Annotated in this window: 19 protein-coding genes; 10 read left to right on the top strand and 9 right to left on the bottom strand. The window is 61.1% G+C overall.

What is annotated here, in order from left to right:
- Positions 1-4 precede the first annotated feature (4 nt).
- From ACYQ54_RS08275 to ACYQ54_RS08265, 3 genes are read right to left on the bottom strand one after another with little or no spacing between them, the layout of a single operon-like run.
- Entirely contained in the window at positions 5-706 is a 702-nt protein-coding gene (locus ACYQ54_RS08275) for a biotin/lipoate--protein ligase family protein (protein ID WP_460081016.1), read from the bottom strand.
- The gene (locus ACYQ54_RS08270) at positions 703-1,812 is read right to left on the bottom strand and encodes an Mrp/NBP35 family ATP-binding protein (RefSeq protein WP_460081014.1); all 1,110 of its coding nucleotides are present in this window, start codon (positions 1,810-1,812) and stop codon (positions 703-705) included. Before ACYQ54_RS08270 ends, ACYQ54_RS08275 begins: the two co-directional genes overlap by 4 nt.
- A 1-nt stretch (position 1,813) precedes the next feature.
- Complete coding sequence (locus tag ACYQ54_RS08265; protein WP_006937395.1) at positions 1,814-2,008, bottom strand: DUF6494 family protein; 195 nt, start codon at positions 2,006-2,008, stop codon at positions 1,814-1,816.
- 44 nt (positions 2,009-2,052) lie between these two features.
- Here ACYQ54_RS08265 and ACYQ54_RS08260 point away from each other — a divergent pair, with 44 nt between their 5' ends.
- Complete coding sequence (locus ACYQ54_RS08260) at positions 2,053-2,865, top strand: hypothetical protein (protein ID WP_460081012.1); 813 nt, start codon at positions 2,053-2,055, stop codon at positions 2,863-2,865.
- 16 nt (positions 2,866-2,881) lie between these two features.
- Here ACYQ54_RS08260 and ACYQ54_RS08255 read toward each other — a convergent pair whose 3' ends face one another.
- A complete protein-coding gene (locus tag ACYQ54_RS08255) occupies positions 2,882-4,846 on the bottom strand; it encodes a 4Fe-4S binding protein (protein ID WP_460081011.1) in 1,965 nt (654 codons plus the stop codon).
- Positions 4,847-5,051: 205 nt separating this feature from the next.
- Here ACYQ54_RS08255 and ACYQ54_RS08250 point away from each other — a divergent pair, with 205 nt between their 5' ends.
- The 9 genes from ACYQ54_RS08250 (at position 5,052) to ACYQ54_RS08210 (ending at position 13,694) form a co-directional block, all read left to right on the top strand.
- Positions 5,052-5,621, top strand: coding sequence for a DUF3305 domain-containing protein (locus ACYQ54_RS08250; RefSeq protein ID WP_460081009.1), 570 nt, complete (start codon positions 5,052-5,054; stop codon positions 5,619-5,621).
- Complete coding sequence (locus ACYQ54_RS08245; RefSeq protein ID WP_460081007.1) at positions 5,618-6,292, top strand: DUF3306 domain-containing protein; 675 nt, start codon at positions 5,618-5,620, stop codon at positions 6,290-6,292. Before ACYQ54_RS08250 ends, ACYQ54_RS08245 begins: the two co-directional genes overlap by 4 nt.
- 63 nt (positions 6,293-6,355) lie before the next feature.
- On the top strand, positions 6,356-6,964 hold the full coding sequence (locus ACYQ54_RS08240) for a TorD/DmsD family molecular chaperone (RefSeq protein ID WP_460081006.1): 609 nt from the start codon (positions 6,356-6,358) through the stop codon (positions 6,962-6,964).
- Between the two features lie 58 nt (positions 6,965-7,022).
- Positions 7,023-7,223: a twin-arginine translocation pathway signal protein gene (locus ACYQ54_RS08235; RefSeq protein ID WP_460081004.1), complete on the top strand. Its 201-nt coding sequence runs from the start codon at positions 7,023-7,025 to the stop codon at positions 7,221-7,223.
- A 105-nt stretch (positions 7,224-7,328) separates the two neighbouring features.
- Positions 7,329-10,232 carry a formate dehydrogenase subunit alpha gene (locus ACYQ54_RS08230; RefSeq protein WP_460081003.1) on the top strand — a complete coding sequence of 968 codons (2,904 nt, stop codon included), beginning with the start codon at positions 7,329-7,331 and terminating at the stop codon, positions 10,230-10,232.
- A gap of 12 nt (positions 10,233-10,244) precedes the next feature.
- Positions 10,245-10,838 (top strand): formate dehydrogenase FDH3 subunit beta, encoded by a 594-nt coding sequence (gene fdh3B, locus ACYQ54_RS08225; protein ID WP_006937368.1) that lies wholly within the window; start codon positions 10,245-10,247, stop codon positions 10,836-10,838.
- A 136-nt stretch (positions 10,839-10,974) separates the two neighbouring features.
- Positions 10,975-12,201: a formate dehydrogenase subunit gamma gene (locus ACYQ54_RS08220; protein WP_460081000.1), complete on the top strand. Its 1,227-nt coding sequence runs from the start codon at positions 10,975-10,977 to the stop codon at positions 12,199-12,201.
- Between the two features lie 12 nt (positions 12,202-12,213).
- Positions 12,214-13,569 (top strand): c-type cytochrome, encoded by a 1,356-nt coding sequence (locus ACYQ54_RS08215; protein ID WP_460080999.1) that lies wholly within the window; start codon positions 12,214-12,216, stop codon positions 13,567-13,569.
- Complete coding sequence (locus tag ACYQ54_RS08210) at positions 13,566-13,694, top strand: hypothetical protein (protein WP_460080997.1); 129 nt, start codon at positions 13,566-13,568, stop codon at positions 13,692-13,694. The genes ACYQ54_RS08215 and ACYQ54_RS08210 overlap by 4 nt, the downstream gene beginning before the upstream one ends.
- 426 nt (positions 13,695-14,120) lie before the next feature.
- On the opposite strand, the gene ACYQ54_RS08205 is transcribed toward ACYQ54_RS08210, so the two are convergent.
- The 5 genes from ACYQ54_RS08205 to ACYQ54_RS08185 form a co-directional block, all read right to left on the bottom strand.
- Entirely contained in the window at positions 14,121-14,957 is an 837-nt protein-coding gene (locus ACYQ54_RS08205; protein ID WP_460080996.1) for an ABC transporter substrate-binding protein, read from the bottom strand.
- Positions 14,954-15,772 carry an ATP-binding cassette domain-containing protein gene (locus tag ACYQ54_RS08200; RefSeq protein ID WP_460080994.1) on the bottom strand — a complete coding sequence of 273 codons (819 nt, stop codon included), beginning with the start codon at positions 15,770-15,772 and terminating at the stop codon, positions 14,954-14,956. The genes ACYQ54_RS08205 and ACYQ54_RS08200 overlap by 4 nt, the downstream gene beginning before the upstream one ends.
- Positions 15,765-16,472, bottom strand: a complete 708-nt coding sequence (locus ACYQ54_RS08195; RefSeq protein ID WP_460080993.1) for an ABC transporter permease — start codon at positions 16,470-16,472, stop codon at positions 15,765-15,767. Before ACYQ54_RS08195 ends, ACYQ54_RS08200 begins: the two co-directional genes overlap by 8 nt.
- A gap of 154 nt (positions 16,473-16,626) precedes the next feature.
- A complete protein-coding gene (locus ACYQ54_RS08190) occupies positions 16,627-18,177 on the bottom strand; it encodes a TRAP transporter large permease (protein ID WP_460080992.1) in 1,551 nt (516 codons plus the stop codon).
- On the bottom strand, positions 18,174-18,677 hold the full coding sequence (locus ACYQ54_RS08185) for a TRAP transporter small permease subunit (RefSeq protein ID WP_460080989.1): 504 nt from the start codon (positions 18,675-18,677) through the stop codon (positions 18,174-18,176). Before ACYQ54_RS08185 ends, ACYQ54_RS08190 begins: the two co-directional genes overlap by 4 nt.
- Positions 18,678-18,694: the final 17 nt, after the last annotated feature.

Here is an 18,694-nt window from a genome sequence, read left to right as displayed (position 1 = left end):
CCGGTTATTCCTCAAGACGGCTGGAAAGCGGGATCAGGATCGTGTCCTCACCCGTTCTCAGCAGCATACCAAAATTTTCATCGACACCGACGAACGTGCCTGATGCTCCGTCCACGTCCACCGTTTCGCCCATTGCCGGGACAAGTCCGCGCCAGTCGGCATGGACGGGGCGCGGGCCGTCATCGAGCCAGCGGTTGAGCCAGTAGAGGCTGTGGCGTACCCAGCATTCCAGAAGCTGGGCGGCTGTGATCTCGCCGCAGCCTTCTTCTGACAGCCAGGTCCGGTCTGGATCCTTGCCCGGGTTCGACTTCCGGCTGGCCATGTTGAGTTCCAGACCAAGGATCAGCCAGTCCGGAATTGCCTCCGGGTCTTTCGTGGAAGCCTTGACGCGCATGCGTCCGCAGACCGCACCATTGACGCGGATCCTGCCGTCCCATTCCAGGTGTACGGCGACCTCCGGCGGGGCAAGCGCGCCAAGCGCTGCCTGAAACCCGAGGCCACACACCGGCAGGATGGCGATGGCCCGTTCCAGCGAGACTTCCGGAGCGAAGATAAGCGCGGCCCGCAGGCGCTCCCCACCGAGGTTGTAGACAACCGTTCCCGGATCCGTTCCGGAGATGGCAAGCGCAAGTGCCCGTTCGAACGGGTCGGCCTGACCGGTCAGAGCCTCACCCTGAAACAGCGGTGGAAATTGCATGTCGGTCATGCATTGCCCTCCGCGACCAGGGTTCGGGCGAGTTGACGGAAGACCGAAGCTTCCGGGGCTTCGGGCGTCTTGATCGAAATCGGCGTGCCGCCATCTCCCGCGAGGCGGATATTGAGATGCAGCGGCACCTCGGCCAGCAGGGGAACGCCGAGCTTTTCGGCTTCCTCTGCAACTCCGCCATGGCCGAAGACGTGTTCCTCATGACCGCAGTTGGAGCAGATGTGGGTCGACATGTTCTCGATCATTCCGATGAGCGGCACCTGCATCTGGTTGAACATGCTGATGCCCTTGCGCGCATCGATCAGGGCAACGTCCTGCGGCGTCGAAACGATGATGGCGCCGTCGACGGCGAATTTCTGGCAGAGCGTCATCTGGACATCGCCCGTGCCCGGTGGCAGATCGACGATCAGCACATCGAGCGCACCCCATTGCACCTGGGTCATCATCTGCTGCAACGCGCCCATCAGCATCGGTCCGCGCCAGGCCACAGCCTCGTCGCCCGAAGTCATCAGGCCGATGGACATCATGGTGACGCCGTGGTTGCGCAGCGGCAGGATCATCTGGCCGTCCGGGGAGGTCGGCCGCCCTGAGATGCCCAGCATCTTGGGCTGAGACGGTCCGTAGACATCGGCATCCAGCAGTCCGACCTTGCGGCCTTCGGCGGCCAGTGCGCAGGCAAGATTGGCCGCAACGGTCGACTTGCCAACACCGCCCTTGCCAGAAGCTACGGCGATCACCCGGTCGATGCCCGGCACCTTCTGCGGCCCGGTGGCTCCCGGGGCGGCCGGTTTCGCCCGGATCGGTTGAGGCGCGTTCGGTTTGGGCGCTGCGGGTGGGACGGCTTGCGCGGCCGGTTGGTCCGAATGGGAGGTCAGAGCCACCTGAACGCTCTCACAATCTTCCAGGGCTCCAAGCTTTCTTTCCGCTTCGGACGCGAGATTTTCCATCTCGTCCATGCGCCGTGGATCGACCTCAAGAACGAAGCGGACCGAGCCACCGTTCACTCGCAATGCGCGCATCATGCCGGAGGCGACAATGTCCTCGCCGCTGGCCGGGTCCTTGATCGTTTTCAGAACCGACAGGGCGGCTTCACGCGTTAGTGGCACTTCAGTCCTGCCCCTCGATTTCACCGGTGACCACATGCTCCAGACCGAGTTCCTCGATCGTGACCACGGCTTTCACCTTGTAGGTTTTTCCGGCGCTGGGGCCAGCTTCGCGCACTGCCTTTTCAATGGCCTGCTGCGAGGTTACACCGACCTGCTTCAGGAACTTGCGCATGGACATGTTGAAATCGTCGCTCATCTTATTCTCCTGTTGAATACGGGGTGCATTGACGGCTCGCCCGATTGAAACCTACCCTAGCCGATCTGGCCAGCAACGTGAGGGAGGAGCGCGTGGGCTGCCGTGCGTTGATACTTCTTGCCGTCACCCTGTGCTCCGGCATCCTGTTCCACCAGCCGGGGAACGCCCAGTCGCGTTCCTTCCGGCTGAGCGTGCCGGACGCGATTGCTGAAACCGGCTTCCTCAAATATCTGCTGCCGCGCTTTTCCCTCAAGACGGGCATCCGCATTGAAATTGTCGGCGAAGCCGAAGCTTCCGAGCTGCGTCTTTCGGATGGCGGTGCCGGTGTGGCGGTGTTTTCCGGGCTGGGCAAGACATGGTCCCTTACCACCCATGAAGAGACCAGCGAACATGCGGACCGTTTTCGGGACTGGCTGACCGGTGACGTCGGCAGGCGCACGGTCGATGCTTTCGAAGAGAACGGCAAGCAGGTGTTCACCGCCGCGCTCGAGCAGGTGGAGGACAATGGTCCTGTCGTGCTTTCCGGCGATGCGGTTCGCGGCGAGAAACTGGCCGTGCTCCATTGCGGGCGATGCCACATGGTCAACGAGGCAACACGGTTGTCGACCATCGGTTCATCGCCGTCCTTTGCTGTGATGCGCAGCTTTTCCGACTGGCAAATGCGGTTCGAGGCGTTTTTCGCGCTCAATCCGCATCCGGCTTTCACGGTGATCGACGGTGTCACCGAGCCCTTCGACATCACCAGGCCATCGCCCATCGTGCCGGTTGAGATGACGCTCGAGGAACTCGAAGCGATCCTGGCCTTCGTTTCCCGCATTCCGCCGGCCGACCTCGGAGCTCCCATCCAGTACCAGTGATCCTGTCTCATGCGGTTCAATGGTCGCGCCGCTTGCTGATGTAGTCGTCCGTCGTGCGTACCCGCGGACGTTCCGCGGAGGCAAACGGGTTGTTTTGCGAATGGTAGACAGCATTCACGCGGCAGTCGTCACACATCTGGATCAACTGGACGGCCTTGTTGTCCTGGAACATGGAGTGCTTGCCTGCGAGCTTTTCCGTCAGCTTCATCACGGTTGACCGGACGCCGAAGGGCTTGCCGCATTCGATACAGTTGAAGGGCTCTTCCTCCTTCAGCACCTTGGCCCGCAAGGCTTCGTCCGACAGGTCCAGCCTTGGGTCCAGTGTCAGGGCCTTTTCCGGACAGATGGTCGTGCAGATGCCGCATTGCAGGCAGGCATCTTCCTGAAAGCGCAATTGCGGCGCGTCCGGGTTTTCCTTCAAGGCACCGGACGGGCACAGCGACACACACGAAAGGCAGAGGGTGCAGGCGTCCTGATCGAGCGTGACCGAGCCATAGGGAGCGCCTGCCGGAAGGGGAATGACCTTGCCCGGTTCGTTGAGCGCTTTTGCGGCCAGGCGGGTGATTTGCCGGCGCGATCCCAGCGGCAGGATCGGCTGCACGGCGGCTGCCGGCTGCCGTTCGCGGTAGAGGATCTCTTCCAGCTGGTCAGGACCGGTGGGGGAAATCAGCGTCACGCGTTCATTGCCGGCGATTGCGTTGGCGAGTTCTGCCTGAAAGGGCATGCCTTCCTTTTCCGTGCCAGGCGACAGCAGCACCGTTACGTCATCGAAACCACAGGCAAGTGCTGCCAGGACTTCCGAATGTCCAAAGCTGGCAAGAGCCTCCATCTCCATCGGTATGACGTCCGCCGGCAGGCCCTGGCCGTATCGAGCGCCGAGACGGATCAGTTCCGCACCATGCTTGTCGTCATGAACGAGCAGACGCGGTGTGTCGGAGCTGAGCTTGCGCCATGCCGCCGCCAATGTCTGCAGCCGCTGGAACGTGTGGCTGACCGGCGGGGCATCGTAGCTGATGGCACCGGAGGGGCAGACAGCCGAACAGCTTCCGCATCCGGCGCAGACCATCGTGTCCACCGCCACGTGGTCGCCGTCCGGGCTGATGGCGCCGGTGGGGCAAAGATCGAGGCAGCGTGTGCAGCCGGTTTTCCGGGCCCTTGAATGGGCGCAAAGCTGCTCGTCCAGGCGAATGTAGAGCGGTTTTTCGAATGTACCGACAAGTTGCGATGCGTCCAGGAGCGCCTTGGTCAGGCCAGCTGCATTGCCCGGATCCACCCGAAGGTATCCTTCGCGTTTTTCAGGTGCTGGAAAGAGCGGCTGCGTTCGGCGAAGATCCAGCACGATGTCGCATTCCGTGCGGGCGCCGCTCTTGGGGTCTGTCCAGTTGAAGGCGCCCCGTCCACCGGGAATGCGTTCCTGAAGGGCTTCAAAACCGATCTTGAAGTGGCCGAGCGCGCCGGTCGCCGTCGTCACCCGGCCGCGCACGATGTCGAAGCGCCGGTCGTCCGCAAGAGGCAGTTCGTCGGCAGGGTCGAGAATAACTGTAACGCTCAGGAGCTCGCACAGATGGTCTGCCGCGGCAAGCGCAGCTTCGGCATCACCAAGGATCAGGCAGGTGCCTTCGGACGTGACGTCGACAACCTTCGCGCCGGATGACGGCAGGACCGCGTCGGCGATCAGTGCGGCCATCTTGGGCGTGGTGGTGCGCGTGTCGGCTGTCCAGCCGGCACGGTCGCGCAGGTCGACAAAAAGCGGGTCGTCCGCCTCAAGGTCGGCGGCCAGATCCTCGAATGCCTGGCGCTCCTGCTGGCACGCAATGATCACGTTTCCTGCCTGGATCGCTTCGGCTGCCTGCGCGGCTTCGCCGCGGCACAGTTGCGTGTGGATTTTTGAACAGGACAGTCCAGTCGCCTGTTCGATCAGCCCGGCGTCGATGGCCTGTGTCTTCAGGCAATCGCAAAGCAGAAGCCTTGGTTGCGTCATATCGTGCGCGTCCTCTCCCCCGGATCGTCCGAAACCGATTCTCTTGTGATTTGTCAGACAATTCCGAACCCCATAACAAGGGCGCGGAAGGGCGCGCGTCAAGTTCGACTTCTGCGGGGCTTGAAATTTATATCGCTTGCTACAGCATTTTACGTAACATCAAGATAGAACCGGATTGAACCGGGGACGGGGAGGAAGGGTATCCGTGACTAGGGAAAGAACGCGTGTCATGCCGGTGGGGGTTGTGGTGCGCAGGCTGCCCGGCGTAACCCGCTGGCAGAAATGGACCTGGCTTCCCGTATCCCTGTTGCCGGGTGCCGCACCAGCGGACTGGAAAATGCTGCGAGCCGAAGGCGATGCGATTGAATACCACGCCACGACCCTGAGCCTGGAACTGCATCACACCCAGACCGAGGCCTATCTGATCGCGCTGTCCGACAGGGTCCCCTCCGTCTATGTGGTGATGCGGGCCGCCCCGGAACTGGAACCGGCAATTCCCATCGAGGTGCTGCATATGACGGCGTCGGCCCATGAAGGGCTGGATTATGCGGATTCCGCTGAAGTCTTCGTCGAAAAGGTGCCGATGCCACCGGGGCTGATTGCCTGGATACGGGAATTCGTCGACATGCACCATGAAGAGGAAATCTTCTACAAGCGTCAGCGCGACATACACCGTATCGACCTTGAGGAAGAGGGTATCGGTGATCCGCGCATTCGGCAGCTTGCCGATGTTTACCGGGCACCCGGCACCCGCAAGAAGGACACACTGCAGTGAATTCCGGCGATGACAAGCCATTGGATTTCTGGTCAAGGCGCAAGGCTGCGGTGCGTGAAGCCGAAGCCGCGGAGATCGAGCGCCAGGAAAGTAAAGTTGAAACCGCGAAACGGGCCGAACTGGAAGAAAAGAGCGACGCGGACATTCTGGAAGAACTCGGCCTGCCTGATCCGGACACCCTGGAAAAGGATGACGATTTCGCACAGTTTCTGGCCAAGACGGTGCCGGAACGGCTCCGCCGGCGGGCACTGCGCCGCCTTTGGCTTTCAAATCCCGTTCTCGCCAATCTCGATGGGCTAAACGACTACGACGACGATTTTACCGATGCCTCAACCGCCGGTCAGGTGGTGAAAACCGCCTACGAGGTTGGTCGTGGATTTTTGAAAAAAATCTCCGAAACCGAGCCGGAACAGGTCTTGGACGCGTCCACGGCAGATGAGAGTGAAAATCTTTCCCGGCAAAGTGATTCTGCTGCGCCGCAACGCGAACAACTTGCTGCAACGCAGCATAATTATGTTGAAAAAGGAAAAACATCTATTCGATTGACGCAAAGTGACGAGACGGTGCAAATAAGTGAAATTGGAACTATTGTAACCGATGAAACAGCACTGGTTGATACCGAAGAAGAGCGCCCGCCGAGACGGCGCCGAATGCGGTTCGACTTCGATTAATACTAAAGTCTAAGAAGTTATTGCGCCAGATAAGCACCGCGTGTGTGGGAGGAAAAGGCTCGAATGGCCGTTGTGGCGAGGGAATTCATTATTGAACCGGAGGACCAGGCCCGGTCCGAATTATACGATTTTCTGGCGCTGGTGCTTGCGCGCCCGGCGGAAGCGGAGCTGCTTGGTCAGATTGCCGGCCTGCAGGGCGGAGATTCACCGCTCGGCAATTCCCTGAACGTGCTTGCCAAAGTCGCGGCGGTCACGACACCGGAGACGGCCGAGCGTGAATTCAATGCCTTGTTTATCGGCCTGGGGCGCGGCGAGCTGCTGCCTTACGCCAGCTATTACCTGACCGGGTTTCTCAACGAGAAGCCGCTGGCCAAGCTCCGTCAGGACATGGCGGAACGCGGGATCGAGCGGGCGGAAGACAAGCACGAGCCGGAAGACAATATTGCCTCGCTGATGGAAATGATGGCCGGGATGATCCTGGGCCGCTTCGGCAAGGTGACCTCGCTCAGCGAACAGAAGAGCTTCTTCAACGCTCATATCGAGCCCTGGGCGATACACTTCTTTACCGACCTGGAAGCTGCCGGAACCTCCGTGTTCTACGGCGCTGTCGGTTCACTGGGACGCCAGTTCATGGAAATCGAGGCACAGGGCTTCGACATGATCTCGAACTGACGATTGCATCTGAAACAGGGTGGCTGCGCCATCCATCTGGGAGAGGAGGAATGCGACCATGAAACGACCCGAAACGGCACGCCCTGAGGAGGGTACAGGCCGCCGGGACTTCCTGAAGCTGGCGGCAATATCTGCCCCGGTCGCCGTTACCACGGTGACTGCCGGCGCGACTGCGGAAGCGGCCGAGCCCGACCTGGCTTCCGACAAGATGCAGGACACGGTTCACACCCGTGCCTACTACGACAGCGCCCGGTTCTAACCGGACCTTGTCAAGACTTTCCCGGCCATGGTTGCGTGACGCCCGGACGCCGGTTCACACATCACCCAGCCGTATCAGGTTCTGATACAAGCAAGGTAGGGCACTATGCTTAGGAAAAAGACCAATGGGGTTGCGCGACGCCCCCAAGGTGCAAGTATCCTGAAAGACGCTGCACACAAGTCGGTTGACCGCCGTTCGTTCCTGAAGGGATCCGGTCTTGCCGCAGGCGGCCTGGCCGCCATTACCGTGACCGGAGGAACGGTCACCAAAGCCAAGGCACAATCCACCGGCGACGCCGTGAAGACCGTCAAGTCGGTCTGCACGCACTGCTCCGTTGGCTGTACCGTCATCGCCGAAGTCTCCAACGGGGTCTGGATCGGGCAGGAGCCCGGTTGGGACAGCCCGTTCAACCTGGGCGCCCACTGCGCCAAGGGAGCTTCCGTCCGCGAACATGCCCATGGCGAACGCCGCCTGAAATATCCGATGAAAAAGGAAGGCGGCGAGTGGAAGCGGATCAGCTGGGAAGAGGCGATCAACGAGATCGGCGACCAGATGCTGCAGATCCGCGACGAAAGCGGTCCGGACAGCGTCTACTGGCTGGGCTCTGCCAAGCACAGTAACGAGCAAGCCTATCTCTTCCGCAAATTCGCGGGCTACTGGGGGACGAACAACGTCGACCACCAGGCGCGTATCTGCCACTCCACGACGGTTGCCGGCGTAGCCAACACATGGGGCTACGGCGCCATGACCAACAGCTACAACGACATCCACAATTCCAAGGCGATCTTCATAATTGGCGGCAACCCGGCGGAGGCACACCCCGTCTCGCTGCTGCATGTGCTGCGCGCCAAGGAACAGAACAACGCACCGCTGATCGTCTGCGATCCGCGTTTCACCCGCACCGCGGCCCATGCCGACGAATATGTCCGCTTCCGTCCGGGCTCGGACGTTGCCCTCATCTGGGGCATTCTGTGGCACATCTTCGACAACGGCTGGGAAGACAAGGAGTTCATCCGCACCCGCGTGTGGGGCATGGACCAGATCCGCGAGGAAGTTGCCAATTGGACGCCGGATGAAGTCGAGCGGGTCACCGGTGCGCCGGAAAGCCAGCTGAAGCGCGTGGCGCGGACGCTTGCCAACAACCGTCCGGGCACCGTGATCTGGTGCATGGGCGGCACCCAGCACACCAACGGCAACAACAACACCCGTGCCTACTGCATCCTGCAGCTCGCACTTGGCAACATGGGCACCGCCGGTGGCGGCACCAACATCTTCCGTGGCCACGACAACGTGCAGGGAGCGACCGATCTCGGCGTTCTCGCCGATACGCTGCCGGGCTACTACGGCCTGACCGCCGGCTCCTGGGCCCATTGGGCGCGTGTGTGGGAAGAAGATCTGGATTGGCTGAAGGGCCGCTTCGGCACCATCAAAGGGGCTGACGGCAAGGACAAGGCCATGATGAACCTGACCGGCATTCCGGTCAGCCGCTGGATCGACGGTGTTCTGGAAGCCAAGGAAAACCTGGAACAGCCGGACAACACCCGCGCGATGGTTCTGTGGGGCCATGCCCCGAACTCCCAGACCCGTCTGCCGGAAATGAAACAGGCAATGGAGAAGCTCGACCTGCTGGTCGTGGTTGACCCCTATCCGACCGTTTCGGCAATCCTGCACGACCGCACCGACGGATGTTACCTGCTGCCGGCCTCGACCCAGTTCGAGACCCGCGGTTCGGTAACCGCGTCCAACCGGTCCCTGCAGTGGCGCGAACAGGTGGTGGCACCGCTGTTCGAATCCAAGCCCGACCACACGATCCTGGCCATGTTCGCCAAGAAGTTCGGTTTCGACGACCGTATCTTCCGCAACATCTCCATGGACGGGGACGAGCCCAACGTCGAGGACCTGACGCGGGAGTTCAACCGCGGCATGTGGACCATCGGCTATACCGGCCAGTCGCCAGAGCGGCTGAAGGCGCATATGGCCAACCAGCACACCTTCGACCGCACCACGCTGCGTGCCGTCGGCGGTCCGAACGACGGCGAGTTCTACGGCATGCCGTGGCCGTGCTGGGGGACACCGGAAATGAAACATCCGGGCACCGCCAACCTCTACGACATGTCGATGCCGGTCGCTGAAGGCGGTCTGTGCTTCCGTGCCCGTTTCGGCGTGGAGCGTGATGGCCAGAACCTTCTGGCGGAGGGCGTCTCCAACCCAGGTGCTGAAATTCAGGACGGCTATCCCGAGTTCACCATGCAGATGCTGATGGATCTCGGCTGGGATGGCGACCTGACGGCGGAAGAACGGCAGTCGATCGAGGCTGTTGCCGGATCTGCTGACAAGATCGGTACCGTGAACTGGAAGACCGACCTGTCCGGCGGTATCCAGCGCGTCGCGATCGCCCATGGCTGTGCCCCCTTCGGCAACGCCAAGGCCCGCGCCGTGGTGTGGACCTTCCCGGATCCGGTGCCGCTGCACCGCGAGCCGCTCTACACCAACCGTCGGGATCTGGTTGCGGACTATCCGACCTATGCCGACAAATCGTTCTGGCGTGTTCCGACGCTTTATGAGTCGATCCAGAAGAACGATTTCTCCAAGGACTTCCCGATCATCCTCACATCCGGCCGACTGGTCGAATACGAGGGCGGCGGGGACGAATCCCGGTCGAACCCGTGGCTGGCCGAACTCCAGCAGAACATGTTCGTCGAAATCAATCCACGGGATGCCAACAATCTCGGGGTGCGGGACGGCGCGCAGGTCTGGGTCGAAGGCCCGGAAGGCGGCAAGGTCAAGGTCATGGCAATGGTGACCGAACGGGTCGGCGAAGGCGTTGCCTTCATGCCGTTCCACTTCGGCGGTCATTACCAGGGCGAGGACCTCAGGTCCAAGTATCCGAAAGGTGCAGACCCTTATGTGCTTGGGGAAAGCTCCAACACCGCGCAGACCTACGGGTATGACTCGGTGACTCAGATGCAGGAGACCAAGGCCACTCTCTGCAAGATCTCGGCAGCGTAAGGAGGACGTATAATGGCAAGATCAAAGTTCCTTTGTGACGCCGAACGCTGCATTGAGTGCAATGCCTGCGTCACGGCCTGCAAGAACGAGCATGAGGTGCCGTGGGGCATCAACCGCCGCCGGGTGGTGACCATCAATGATGGCAAGCCGGGCGAACGGTCGATCTCCGTGGCCTGCATGCACTGCTCGGACGCACCCTGCATGGCGGTGTGCCCGGTGGACTGCTTCTACCAGACCGAAGAAGGCGTGGTGCTTCACTCGAAGGACCTGTGCATTGGCTGCGGCTACTGCTTCTACGCCTGTCCGTTCGGCGCACCGCAATTCCCGCAAGCGGGTAATTTCGGTTCGCGCGGCAAGATGGACAAATGCACCTTCTGTGCCGGCGGTCCGGAAGAAAACAACTCCACTGCAGAGTTCGCCAAATACGGCCGCAACCGTATTGCGGAAGGCAAGTTGCCGCTCTGCGCGGAAATGTGCTCCACCAAGGCCCTGCTTGCGGGCGATGGCGACGTCGTGTCGGCCATCTACCGCGAACGTGTGGTTGCCCGCGGCTTCGGCTCGGGTGCCTGGGGCTGGGGCACCGCTTACGGCCAGAAAGGCGGCTGATCCCCTTGGGTGAGGGCAGTCTGGTACACCGGACTGCCTGTCACGCTTCGGGACATGCCTGAAACAAGCGTAAGCGGGGCGGCTTCACGGCCGCCTCGCTCGTCTCCGGTTGTAATCGACAAAGAGGTTTGCGGTCATGAAACGCGTGACTATGGCTTTGCTTGTTCTACTGACCTTTCTTGGGGCAGGTCTGGGGACAGGGTTCGCGCAGGATACATCCGCCGACCGGTCCGCGACCGGTGGCGCGCAGACCCTGGAAGACATCATGAAACGCCAGCGCGGCGAGAAGGTCGATTATGACTTCCGCCGCAACAACACCGGCGATCCGAACGATGCGGCGGCAATATCCTCGCAGCTCGGAACGCTTGGCGGCGTCTCGGACCCGGAGCTCTGGCGGTCTCTGCGGTACGGCTCTGCAGACGTGACCGTCTCTTCCGGCGGTTTCGCGGCAGGCGTGTTGATGCAGGATGGCGGCATGCGCTGGCTGGAATGGCGCAAGGGGCCGCTCGCAACCTATGGCACCTGGCTGCTTGGCGGGACCATTGTGCTGCTGGCTCTTTTCTATCTCATTCGCGGCCGCATCCGCATAGACGGCGAGAAAACCGGCCGCACCATCACACGGTTCAAGGCCATCGAGCGCTTTGGTCACTGGCTGCTTGCGGGATCATTCGTCCTGCTGGGCATTACCGGCCTACTGACGCTTTTCGGGCGCTTTGCAATCATTCCATTGATCGGCAAGGACGCATTTGCGCCTGTCGCGCATTTCTCCAAGTGGATCCACAACAACGTCGCCTGGGCCTTCATGCTGGGCCTCATCATGGTGTTCGTGATGTGGGTTGCCCACAACATTCCCAACAAGACGGACCTGAAATGGATCGCGGTCGGTGGCGGGCTCTTCAAGAAGGGCGTGCATCCACCGGCCAAGAAATTCAACTTTGGCCAGAAGCTTGTGTTCTGGGGCGTGATCGTGCTTGGGGCGTCGATCTCCGTGTCCGGACTGTCGCTGCTGTTCCCGTTCGAAATGCCGATGTTCGCGGTCACCTTTGAAAAACTCAACGCGCTTGGTTTGCCGCAACTGGTCGGGCTCGGCACATTGCCGACTGAACTTGCCCCTCACGAGGAAATGCAATTCGCCCAGCTCTGGCACGCCATCGTTGCCTTTGTGATGATGGCTTTGATCCTGGCGCATATCTACATCGGCTCCATCGGCATGGAAGGGGCCTATGACGCCATGGGATCGGGTGAGGTCGAACTGCAATGGGCGAAGGAACATCACGGCCTGTGGGTGAAGGAAGTGGAAGAGGCGGAAAAGCGCGCTGCCGGCAAGCACTCCGGCGGAGACAGCGCGGTTCCTGCCGAATAGGCCCGGCGTGACATGCCGCTTCAGCCGGATTTCAGATGGTTGCTTGCGCGGGTCTTCGGGCCCGCCACCGGCTTCTTTATGGCGCTGGTCGCCGAGGCTGGTGCCGCAGATTTCCAGACACTGAAAGGTCATGGCGGCCCGGTCATGGACGTCGACGTCTCCTCCGAGACCGGGCAGGTGGCAACCGCCAGCTTCGACAATTCCGTCGGCATCTGGACGGGCCGCACGCCGCACTGGCTGGAAGGCCATGCGGCGGCGGTGAAGGTGGTGCAGTTTCTGGACGGCCGTCATATCGTCTCCGGTGGTGACGACAATGACCTCATCCTCTGGAACACCGGAGAGGGCACGCACCGCGTCCTGAAAGGACATACGGCCAAGATCATGGGACTTGCGGTCTCTCCCGACAAGACGACGATTGCCAGTGCAAGCTGGGACGCGCGCGTCGGTCTCTGGCCGGTTGCCGGCGGCGAACCGCAGTATCTGTCAGGGCATACTGCCGGAGTGAACGCGGTTGCGTTCTCACGCGACGGAGGCCAACTCTACTCCGCGTCGGTCGACGGATCGATCAAGCTCTGGGATCTGGCAACCCAAAGTGAAAAGCGGGTTGTCGATCGCAACGGTTTTGGCGTCAATGTCATTGCCGTTGGCGGTGAGGGAGATCGTGAGAGCTGGATCGCCTATGGCTCCCAGGACGGCGTCACCCGGATCGTCGACATTGAAACCGGCGAGCGGCTGCAGGATTTCACCTTCGAGCGCCGTCCGATATTGGCCATGGCAGTCAGCCCCGACGGCTCTCGCCTCGCGACAGGCGACGGCCACGGTTACATTACCGTGTTCGACACGCAGTCCTGGACGCTTGAGACGGACTTCCGGGCGGCCCTGAGAGGGCCGATCTGGGCGCTCGCCTTTTCCAGGGAAGGTGACGTGCTGCATGCGGGCGGTATCGAGAACATCGTCTATTCCTGGCCCCTTGCGGACCTGGCCAATTTCGACCCGATGGCGACGGAAACGCCACAGTTTCTGAAAAAGCCCGAAGAGATGTCCAACGGCGAGCGGCAGTTCGCGCGCAAATGTTCCATCTGTCATGCCCTTACAGGCGACAGTGCGCGCAAGGCTGGGCCAACGCTTCACAACATCTTCGGCCGACGTGCGGGTACCGTGCCGGACTATCCCTATTCGTCGACGCTGTCGGGATCTGATATTGTCTGGTCGGAAACGACGATAGACCAACTGTTCCTGGACGGGCCCGACCACTATATTCCCGGCTCCAAGATGCCGATGCAGCGGATCGTGGAACAGCAGGACCGTGACGACCTGATCGACTATCTGAAATCGGCGACGGCGCCATCCGAAGGAGAAACACAATGAAAACGATGCTCATCGCGTTTGCCGCCATTATCGTGATTGCCATTGGCGCAAATCAGGCCCTGGAACACATGGGTTTCTCCAGTGCTGATTTCACGACCAGCCCCTCCGTGCGGCTGGGGGAATAACGACACTCCCAATTCGAAGGGAACTGGAGATACTCTCCACCAACCCCGTTTTGCAACAGGCGTTTCATGGCTCATGAGCGCCATCTGCCTCAGGCGCATTTGCCAAATTCTCAAAGGTTGTCACCCCGGACATACGAAGCGTAGATCGGGGTCCACTCGCACTCCCGCTTGCGGAAGCAGGCAAGGTTTCCAAAAGGTGTTCTCCACATTCCAGGCAGCGCCCTGGAAACGAGTAGGCGCCGGCTCTCGCGATGCTATTTGTGCTCACTGCCTTCCGTGGACTGTCGAGAGGGATTGAATGCCTTCGACCAAGTCAAAAAAAATCCCCCTCCTCGTGAGAGAAGGGGGAAGGTATGAGCGGATCGTGCGACACAGATGCTTATCTGTTTCCGCTCACTCGGAAATCGGGAATGCGGCAGGTCGGGCTCAGCTCGAGCCCTTGTCCGCATTCGGGAAAAACAACTGCTGGCCGTCGACCTTGTAATCGGCGATCGCCTTCTGGCCTTCCTTGGACAGAACCCAGTCGATGAACTGCTGGCCGAGATCCGCCTTCACATGCGCATGCACTTCCGGATTGACCAGGATGACGCCGTACTGGTTGAACAGGATCGGGTCGCCCTCGACGGCAACCTTGTAGTCTCCCTTGTTGCCGAAGGAGATCCAGGTGGCGCGGTCGGTCATGACATAGGCACCCATGCCGGTACCGGTGTTGAGGGTTGCGCCCATGCCGGAGCCGGTTTCACGGTACCAGTCTCCCGAGCCTTCGGTTGGATCGATGCCGGCGGCCTTCCAGAGGCGACGCTCGGCCTTGTGTGTGCCGCTATCGTCACCGCGGGACGCGAAGGGCGCCTTTGCTTCGGCGATTTTCTTCAGAGATTCAACGACATCCTTGGAGCCGGCAACGCCTGCCGGATCATCGGCCGGACCGACGATGACGAAGTCGTTGTACATGACGTCGGAGCGGGAAACGCCGAGACCGTCGGCGACGAATTTTTCTTCAGACGGTTTGGAGTGAACGAACAGGACGTCACCGTCACCGTTGGCGGCGTTCTTGATGGCCTGGCCGGTGCCGACAGCCACCACGCGCACGTCGATACCTGTCTTGTCCTTGAAGATCGGCAACATATAGTCGAACAGACCCGAATTCTGGGTCGATGTGGTCGACTGGACAACGATGAACTTGTCTTCGGCAAAGCTCTGCTGACCGGCAATTACGGTCGTCAGGACGGCGGCGGCAAGCGCCAGAAATGCTCTTCTGATCAATTTTTCCTCCCGGGGTAATCATTCAGGGATTGGGTGTTGGGTCCAAGGTAGAGCCGGCCGTCACGCCAGGCGCGAACGGGTTCGCTTCTGGGGGCGGTCAGCACTTTTTCGACAGGTCCGGTCTCGACAACGGTGCCGCTCTGCAGAAACACCAGATCCTCGCCGAGGCGTTTTGCCTGACCGGCGTCATGGGTCACCAGAACAATGGTCACACCGCGGGCGTTGGCTTCCAGGATCAGGGCTTCGATGGCGGCGGTGGAGGCCGGGTCGAGATTGGCGGTGGGTTCGTCGAGGAACAGGAGTTCCGGATCGCAGGCAAGTGCGCGTACCAGCGACAGGCGCTGCTGTTCGCCGCCGGACAGAACGCGGGCCGGACGCCGGGCCAGGTGGCTGAGGCCTGCCGTTTCCAGAGCGCTCCTGACCTTGTCAGCCCGCTCCGCGCCCCGCATGCCGCGCACGGTCAATGCGAACTTGAGGTTGGCGACAACCGACCGGCGCAGCAGGACTGGCCGTTGGAAGACCATGGCCTGGGCGCGCCGGGCTGTGGCGTTCATCCGGCTGCCCTGCCACAGGATGGCGCCTTCCTGCGGCTGAAGCAGACCATGCATCAGCCGCAGCAAAAGGCTTTTCCCGGCACCGTTCGGACCCATGATAAGGGTGCGTGAGCCGCGGCGAATGGAAACATCGACGCCATGCAGCAGCTTTTCGCCGCCTGCGGAAAAGCCTAGGCTTCTGACGTCCAGCAGGGGATCATGTGTGGCAGCGTGTGGCATCGTTGAGGCGGTGCCCGGTGTGTCAAAGGCAGCGTCACGCATAGGCAGCCCTCGCGGCTGAGGCGCGCAGGGCCATGACACCGGCATTCACGGCAAAGGCAATCATCAGGAGGATCACGCCGAGCGCCAGGGCAAGCTGAAGATTGCCCTTGGATGTTTCCAGCGCAATGGTGGTGGTCATGACGCGGGTGACGTGGTTGATGTTGCCGCCGACAATGATAACCGCTCCGACCTCGGCGACCGCCCGGCCAAAGCCGGCGAGCGCGACCGTCAGCAGGCTGTAACGGGCATCCCAGAGCATGGCTGTCAGCCTGTCGAAGGCACCGACACCGAGCGAGGCAAACTGTTCGGAATATTCCCGGTTGAGGTCCTCGACCACCTGGCGGGTCAGGGCCGCGACGATCGGCGTTACCAGCACCATTTGCGCAATGATCATGGCCGTTGGCGTGTAGAGCAGGCGTAGTGGCCCGAGCGGACCGGAAGCCGACAGAACGAGGTAGACGAGCAGGCCGACGACGACGGGCGGCAGGCCCATCAGTGCGTTCAGGATGACGGCCACAAGCGTTCTACCGGGAAAATCGAAGGTGCCGACCGCTGCGCCGAGGGGCAGGCCAAGCAGGCAGGCGAGAAAGACAGCGGTGAGGGTGACCCGCATGGACAGGCCGATGATCTCCATCAGATCCGGATCCAGCGCGATTACCAGGCCAAGGGCTCCGGCAAATGCGCTCCAGAAGCTGTCCATTCTTGTTATTCCTCCCTCGCTTCGGGAAAAAATAACGCAAAACGTCAGAAAATGAAACTCGTGTGCGACATGGATGCGCACAAAAAAGCCGCAGCAAGAGGAGCTGCGGCTTTTCAAGCGTGCTTGTGATTTTTATCGGCAGGTCGACACAGTCTCAATACAGCCAGCGGGGCAGCCAGGTGGCGAACATCGGGAAGGTCCACAAGATGGCGACGGCGACAATCTGCAGGACGATGAAGGGCACAACGCCGCGGTAAATCTGGCCGGTGGTGATTTCCTTCGGTGCCGCGCCTCTGAGATAGAATAGCGAGAAACCGAAGGGTGGGGTCAGGAACGATGTCTGCAGGTTGATCGCGATCAGCACCGTCAGCCAGATGGGGTCGATGCCCATCAGGATCAGCGGCGGGATCAGGACCGGTAGCAGGATCACCGAAATCTCGACGAAATCCAGGAAGAAGCCGAGCACGAAGACAAACAGCATCGCGAATATTAGCGCGCCTGTCGGGCCGCCCGGCATTTCCTGAAGAATGTCGTGCACCCGGTCTTCCCCACCGAGGCCGACAAAGACCAGCGAGAAGAAGCTGGCCATCAGGATGGTGGCAAAAATCATCGAGGTGACGGTCAGTGTGGAAAGCATCGAGGCTTTCAAAAGGCCGTCAGCGAAGGCCTTCTTCAGGATGTGCAGAACGACGCCGAGGGAAAACAGCGCGAGCCCCGCATAGATCGCGGCCATCACGTAGCCGCCGATGGTGATGTCGGACCGCTGCAGGCGCACGGGAAGGATCGATGCGGCAATGGCAAGCGTGAGGAGGGCGGCCGTTGCCAGCACGATGAGCCGGGAGGAAACGCCGAGACGGCGGCCTGCCAGCAGGATCGCCCCGACAGCGCCGACGGATGCCGCCTCGTTGGGTGAGGCGATGCCGCCGAGGATGGAGCCGAGCACGGCAATGATCAGAAGTATCGGTGGCACGATGGCCGCAGCGATCTCCCGTCCTGATGGCTGATCGATATGTTCAGACATGGCCGGCGCGTCACTTGGAAACAGGTAGGCCCGGCCGACGATATAGGCGCAATAGACGGCGACAAGCAGCAGACCAGGGATCATGGCGGCGGCAAACGTCTGGCCGACCGAGATCGTCTCGATGGTGAACTTGCCTTGCGCATATTGGGCCTGCTGAAAGGCGTTGGACATGACGTCGGCCAGGATGATCAGCAGCGTCGACGGCGGAATGATCTGTCCCAGTGTTCCGGCGGTGCAAACCATGCCGGAGGCAAGTTTGGGGTCGTAGCCGTTGCGCAGCATGGTCGGAAGGGCGATCAGCCCCATGGCGACAACCGTTGCCCCGACAATGCCGGTGGAAGCCGCCAGCAGGGCGCCGACCAGCATCACCGACACGCCGAGACCACCCCTCATGCGGCCGAAGAGACGGCCCATGGTTTCCAGAAGATCCTCGGCAATGCGGCTCTTTTCCAGAATGACACCCATCAGGACGAACAGCGGGATCGCGGTCAGCACCGGGTTTGTGAGAACGCCGAAGAAACGCTGGCCCATGGCGCCCATGAGCTGGATGTTGAAGTCGCCCATCATCCAGCCGAGCAGGGCAAAGCCCGTGGCAACGCCCGCAATGGTGAAGGCAACCGGATAACCCAGCAGGATGAAGGCGATCAGCGCGCCGAACATGATGAGATCGAGAGGCAGGCTCATGCGCTGGCGCCTTTCAGCTTCTGAACATCGCGGATGAAGGCGGCCACACCCTGAACCAGCAGCAGCACGCAGTAGGCCGGAATAAGAGACTTCAACAGGAAGGAGGCGGGAATGCCTCCAACGGAAATCGGCCCTTCCAGAATGGCCCAGCTACCGCGCACGGAGGGCCAGGAAAACCAGATCAGCACGACGAGCGCCGGCGTCAGCAGGAACAGGTGACCGAAGACATCAATCCACGCCTGCGCGCGGTCGCTGTTCCTGGCGTAGAAGATGTCGACCCGGACATGGGCATTGACCAGGAACGTGTATCCGGAGCCGAGCATGAAAATCGCCGCGTGGAAGTAAAGCACGCCTTCATCGAGAAAGATGAAGCTGTAGCCGAAGACATAGCGCAGCAGCACGATCGTGAATTGCAGCAGCAGCATCAACAGCGCCGCCCAGCACAGCGTGTTGCCTATCACCGAATTGACACGCTCCAGCGCACCCGCCAGTTTTTCCATCGCAATCTGTCCTGCTT

The sequence above is a fragment of the Roseibium sp. LAB1 genome (assembly GCF_054658235.1).
This window is presented reverse-complemented; position numbering and strand designations above follow the sequence as displayed.

Bases quoted from the DNA above. Each gene is read 5' to 3' on its own strand.
- ACYQ54_RS08275 (WP_460081016.1), bottom strand. From the start codon at position 706: ATGACCGACATGCAATTTCCACCGCTGTTTCAGGGTGAGGCTCTGACC.
- ACYQ54_RS08265 (WP_006937395.1), bottom strand. From the start codon at position 2,008: ATGAGCGACGATTTCAACATGTCCATGCGCAAGTTCCTGAAGCAGGTC.
- ACYQ54_RS08255 (WP_460081011.1), bottom strand. From the start codon at position 4,846: ATGACGCAACCAAGGCTTCTGCTTTGCGATTGCCTGAAGACACAGGCC.
- ACYQ54_RS08240 (WP_460081006.1), top strand. From the start codon at position 6,356: ATGGCCGTTGTGGCGAGGGAATTCATTATTGAACCGGAGGACCAGGCC.
- ACYQ54_RS08235 (WP_460081004.1), top strand. From the start codon at position 7,023: ATGAAACGACCCGAAACGGCACGCCCTGAGGAGGGTACAGGCCGCCGG.
- ACYQ54_RS08230 (WP_460081003.1), top strand. From the start codon at position 7,329: ATGCTTAGGAAAAAGACCAATGGGGTTGCGCGACGCCCCCAAGGTGCA.
- fdh3B (WP_006937368.1), top strand. From the start codon at position 10,245: ATGGCAAGATCAAAGTTCCTTTGTGACGCCGAACGCTGCATTGAGTGC.
- ACYQ54_RS08220 (WP_460081000.1), top strand. From the start codon at position 10,975: ATGAAACGCGTGACTATGGCTTTGCTTGTTCTACTGACCTTTCTTGGG.
- ACYQ54_RS08215 (WP_460080999.1), top strand. From the start codon at position 12,214: ATGCCGCTTCAGCCGGATTTCAGATGGTTGCTTGCGCGGGTCTTCGGG.
- ACYQ54_RS08210 (WP_460080997.1), top strand. From the start codon at position 13,566: ATGAAAACGATGCTCATCGCGTTTGCCGCCATTATCGTGATTGCCATT.
- ACYQ54_RS08200 (WP_460080994.1), bottom strand. From the start codon at position 15,772: ATGCGTGACGCTGCCTTTGACACACCGGGCACCGCCTCAACGATGCCA.
- ACYQ54_RS08195 (WP_460080993.1), bottom strand. From the start codon at position 16,472: ATGGACAGCTTCTGGAGCGCATTTGCCGGAGCCCTTGGCCTGGTAATC.
- ACYQ54_RS08190 (WP_460080992.1), bottom strand. From the start codon at position 18,177: ATGAGCCTGCCTCTCGATCTCATCATGTTCGGCGCGCTGATCGCCTTC.
- ACYQ54_RS08185 (WP_460080989.1), bottom strand. From the start codon at position 18,677: ATGGAAAAACTGGCGGGTGCGCTGGAGCGTGTCAATTCGGTGATAGGC.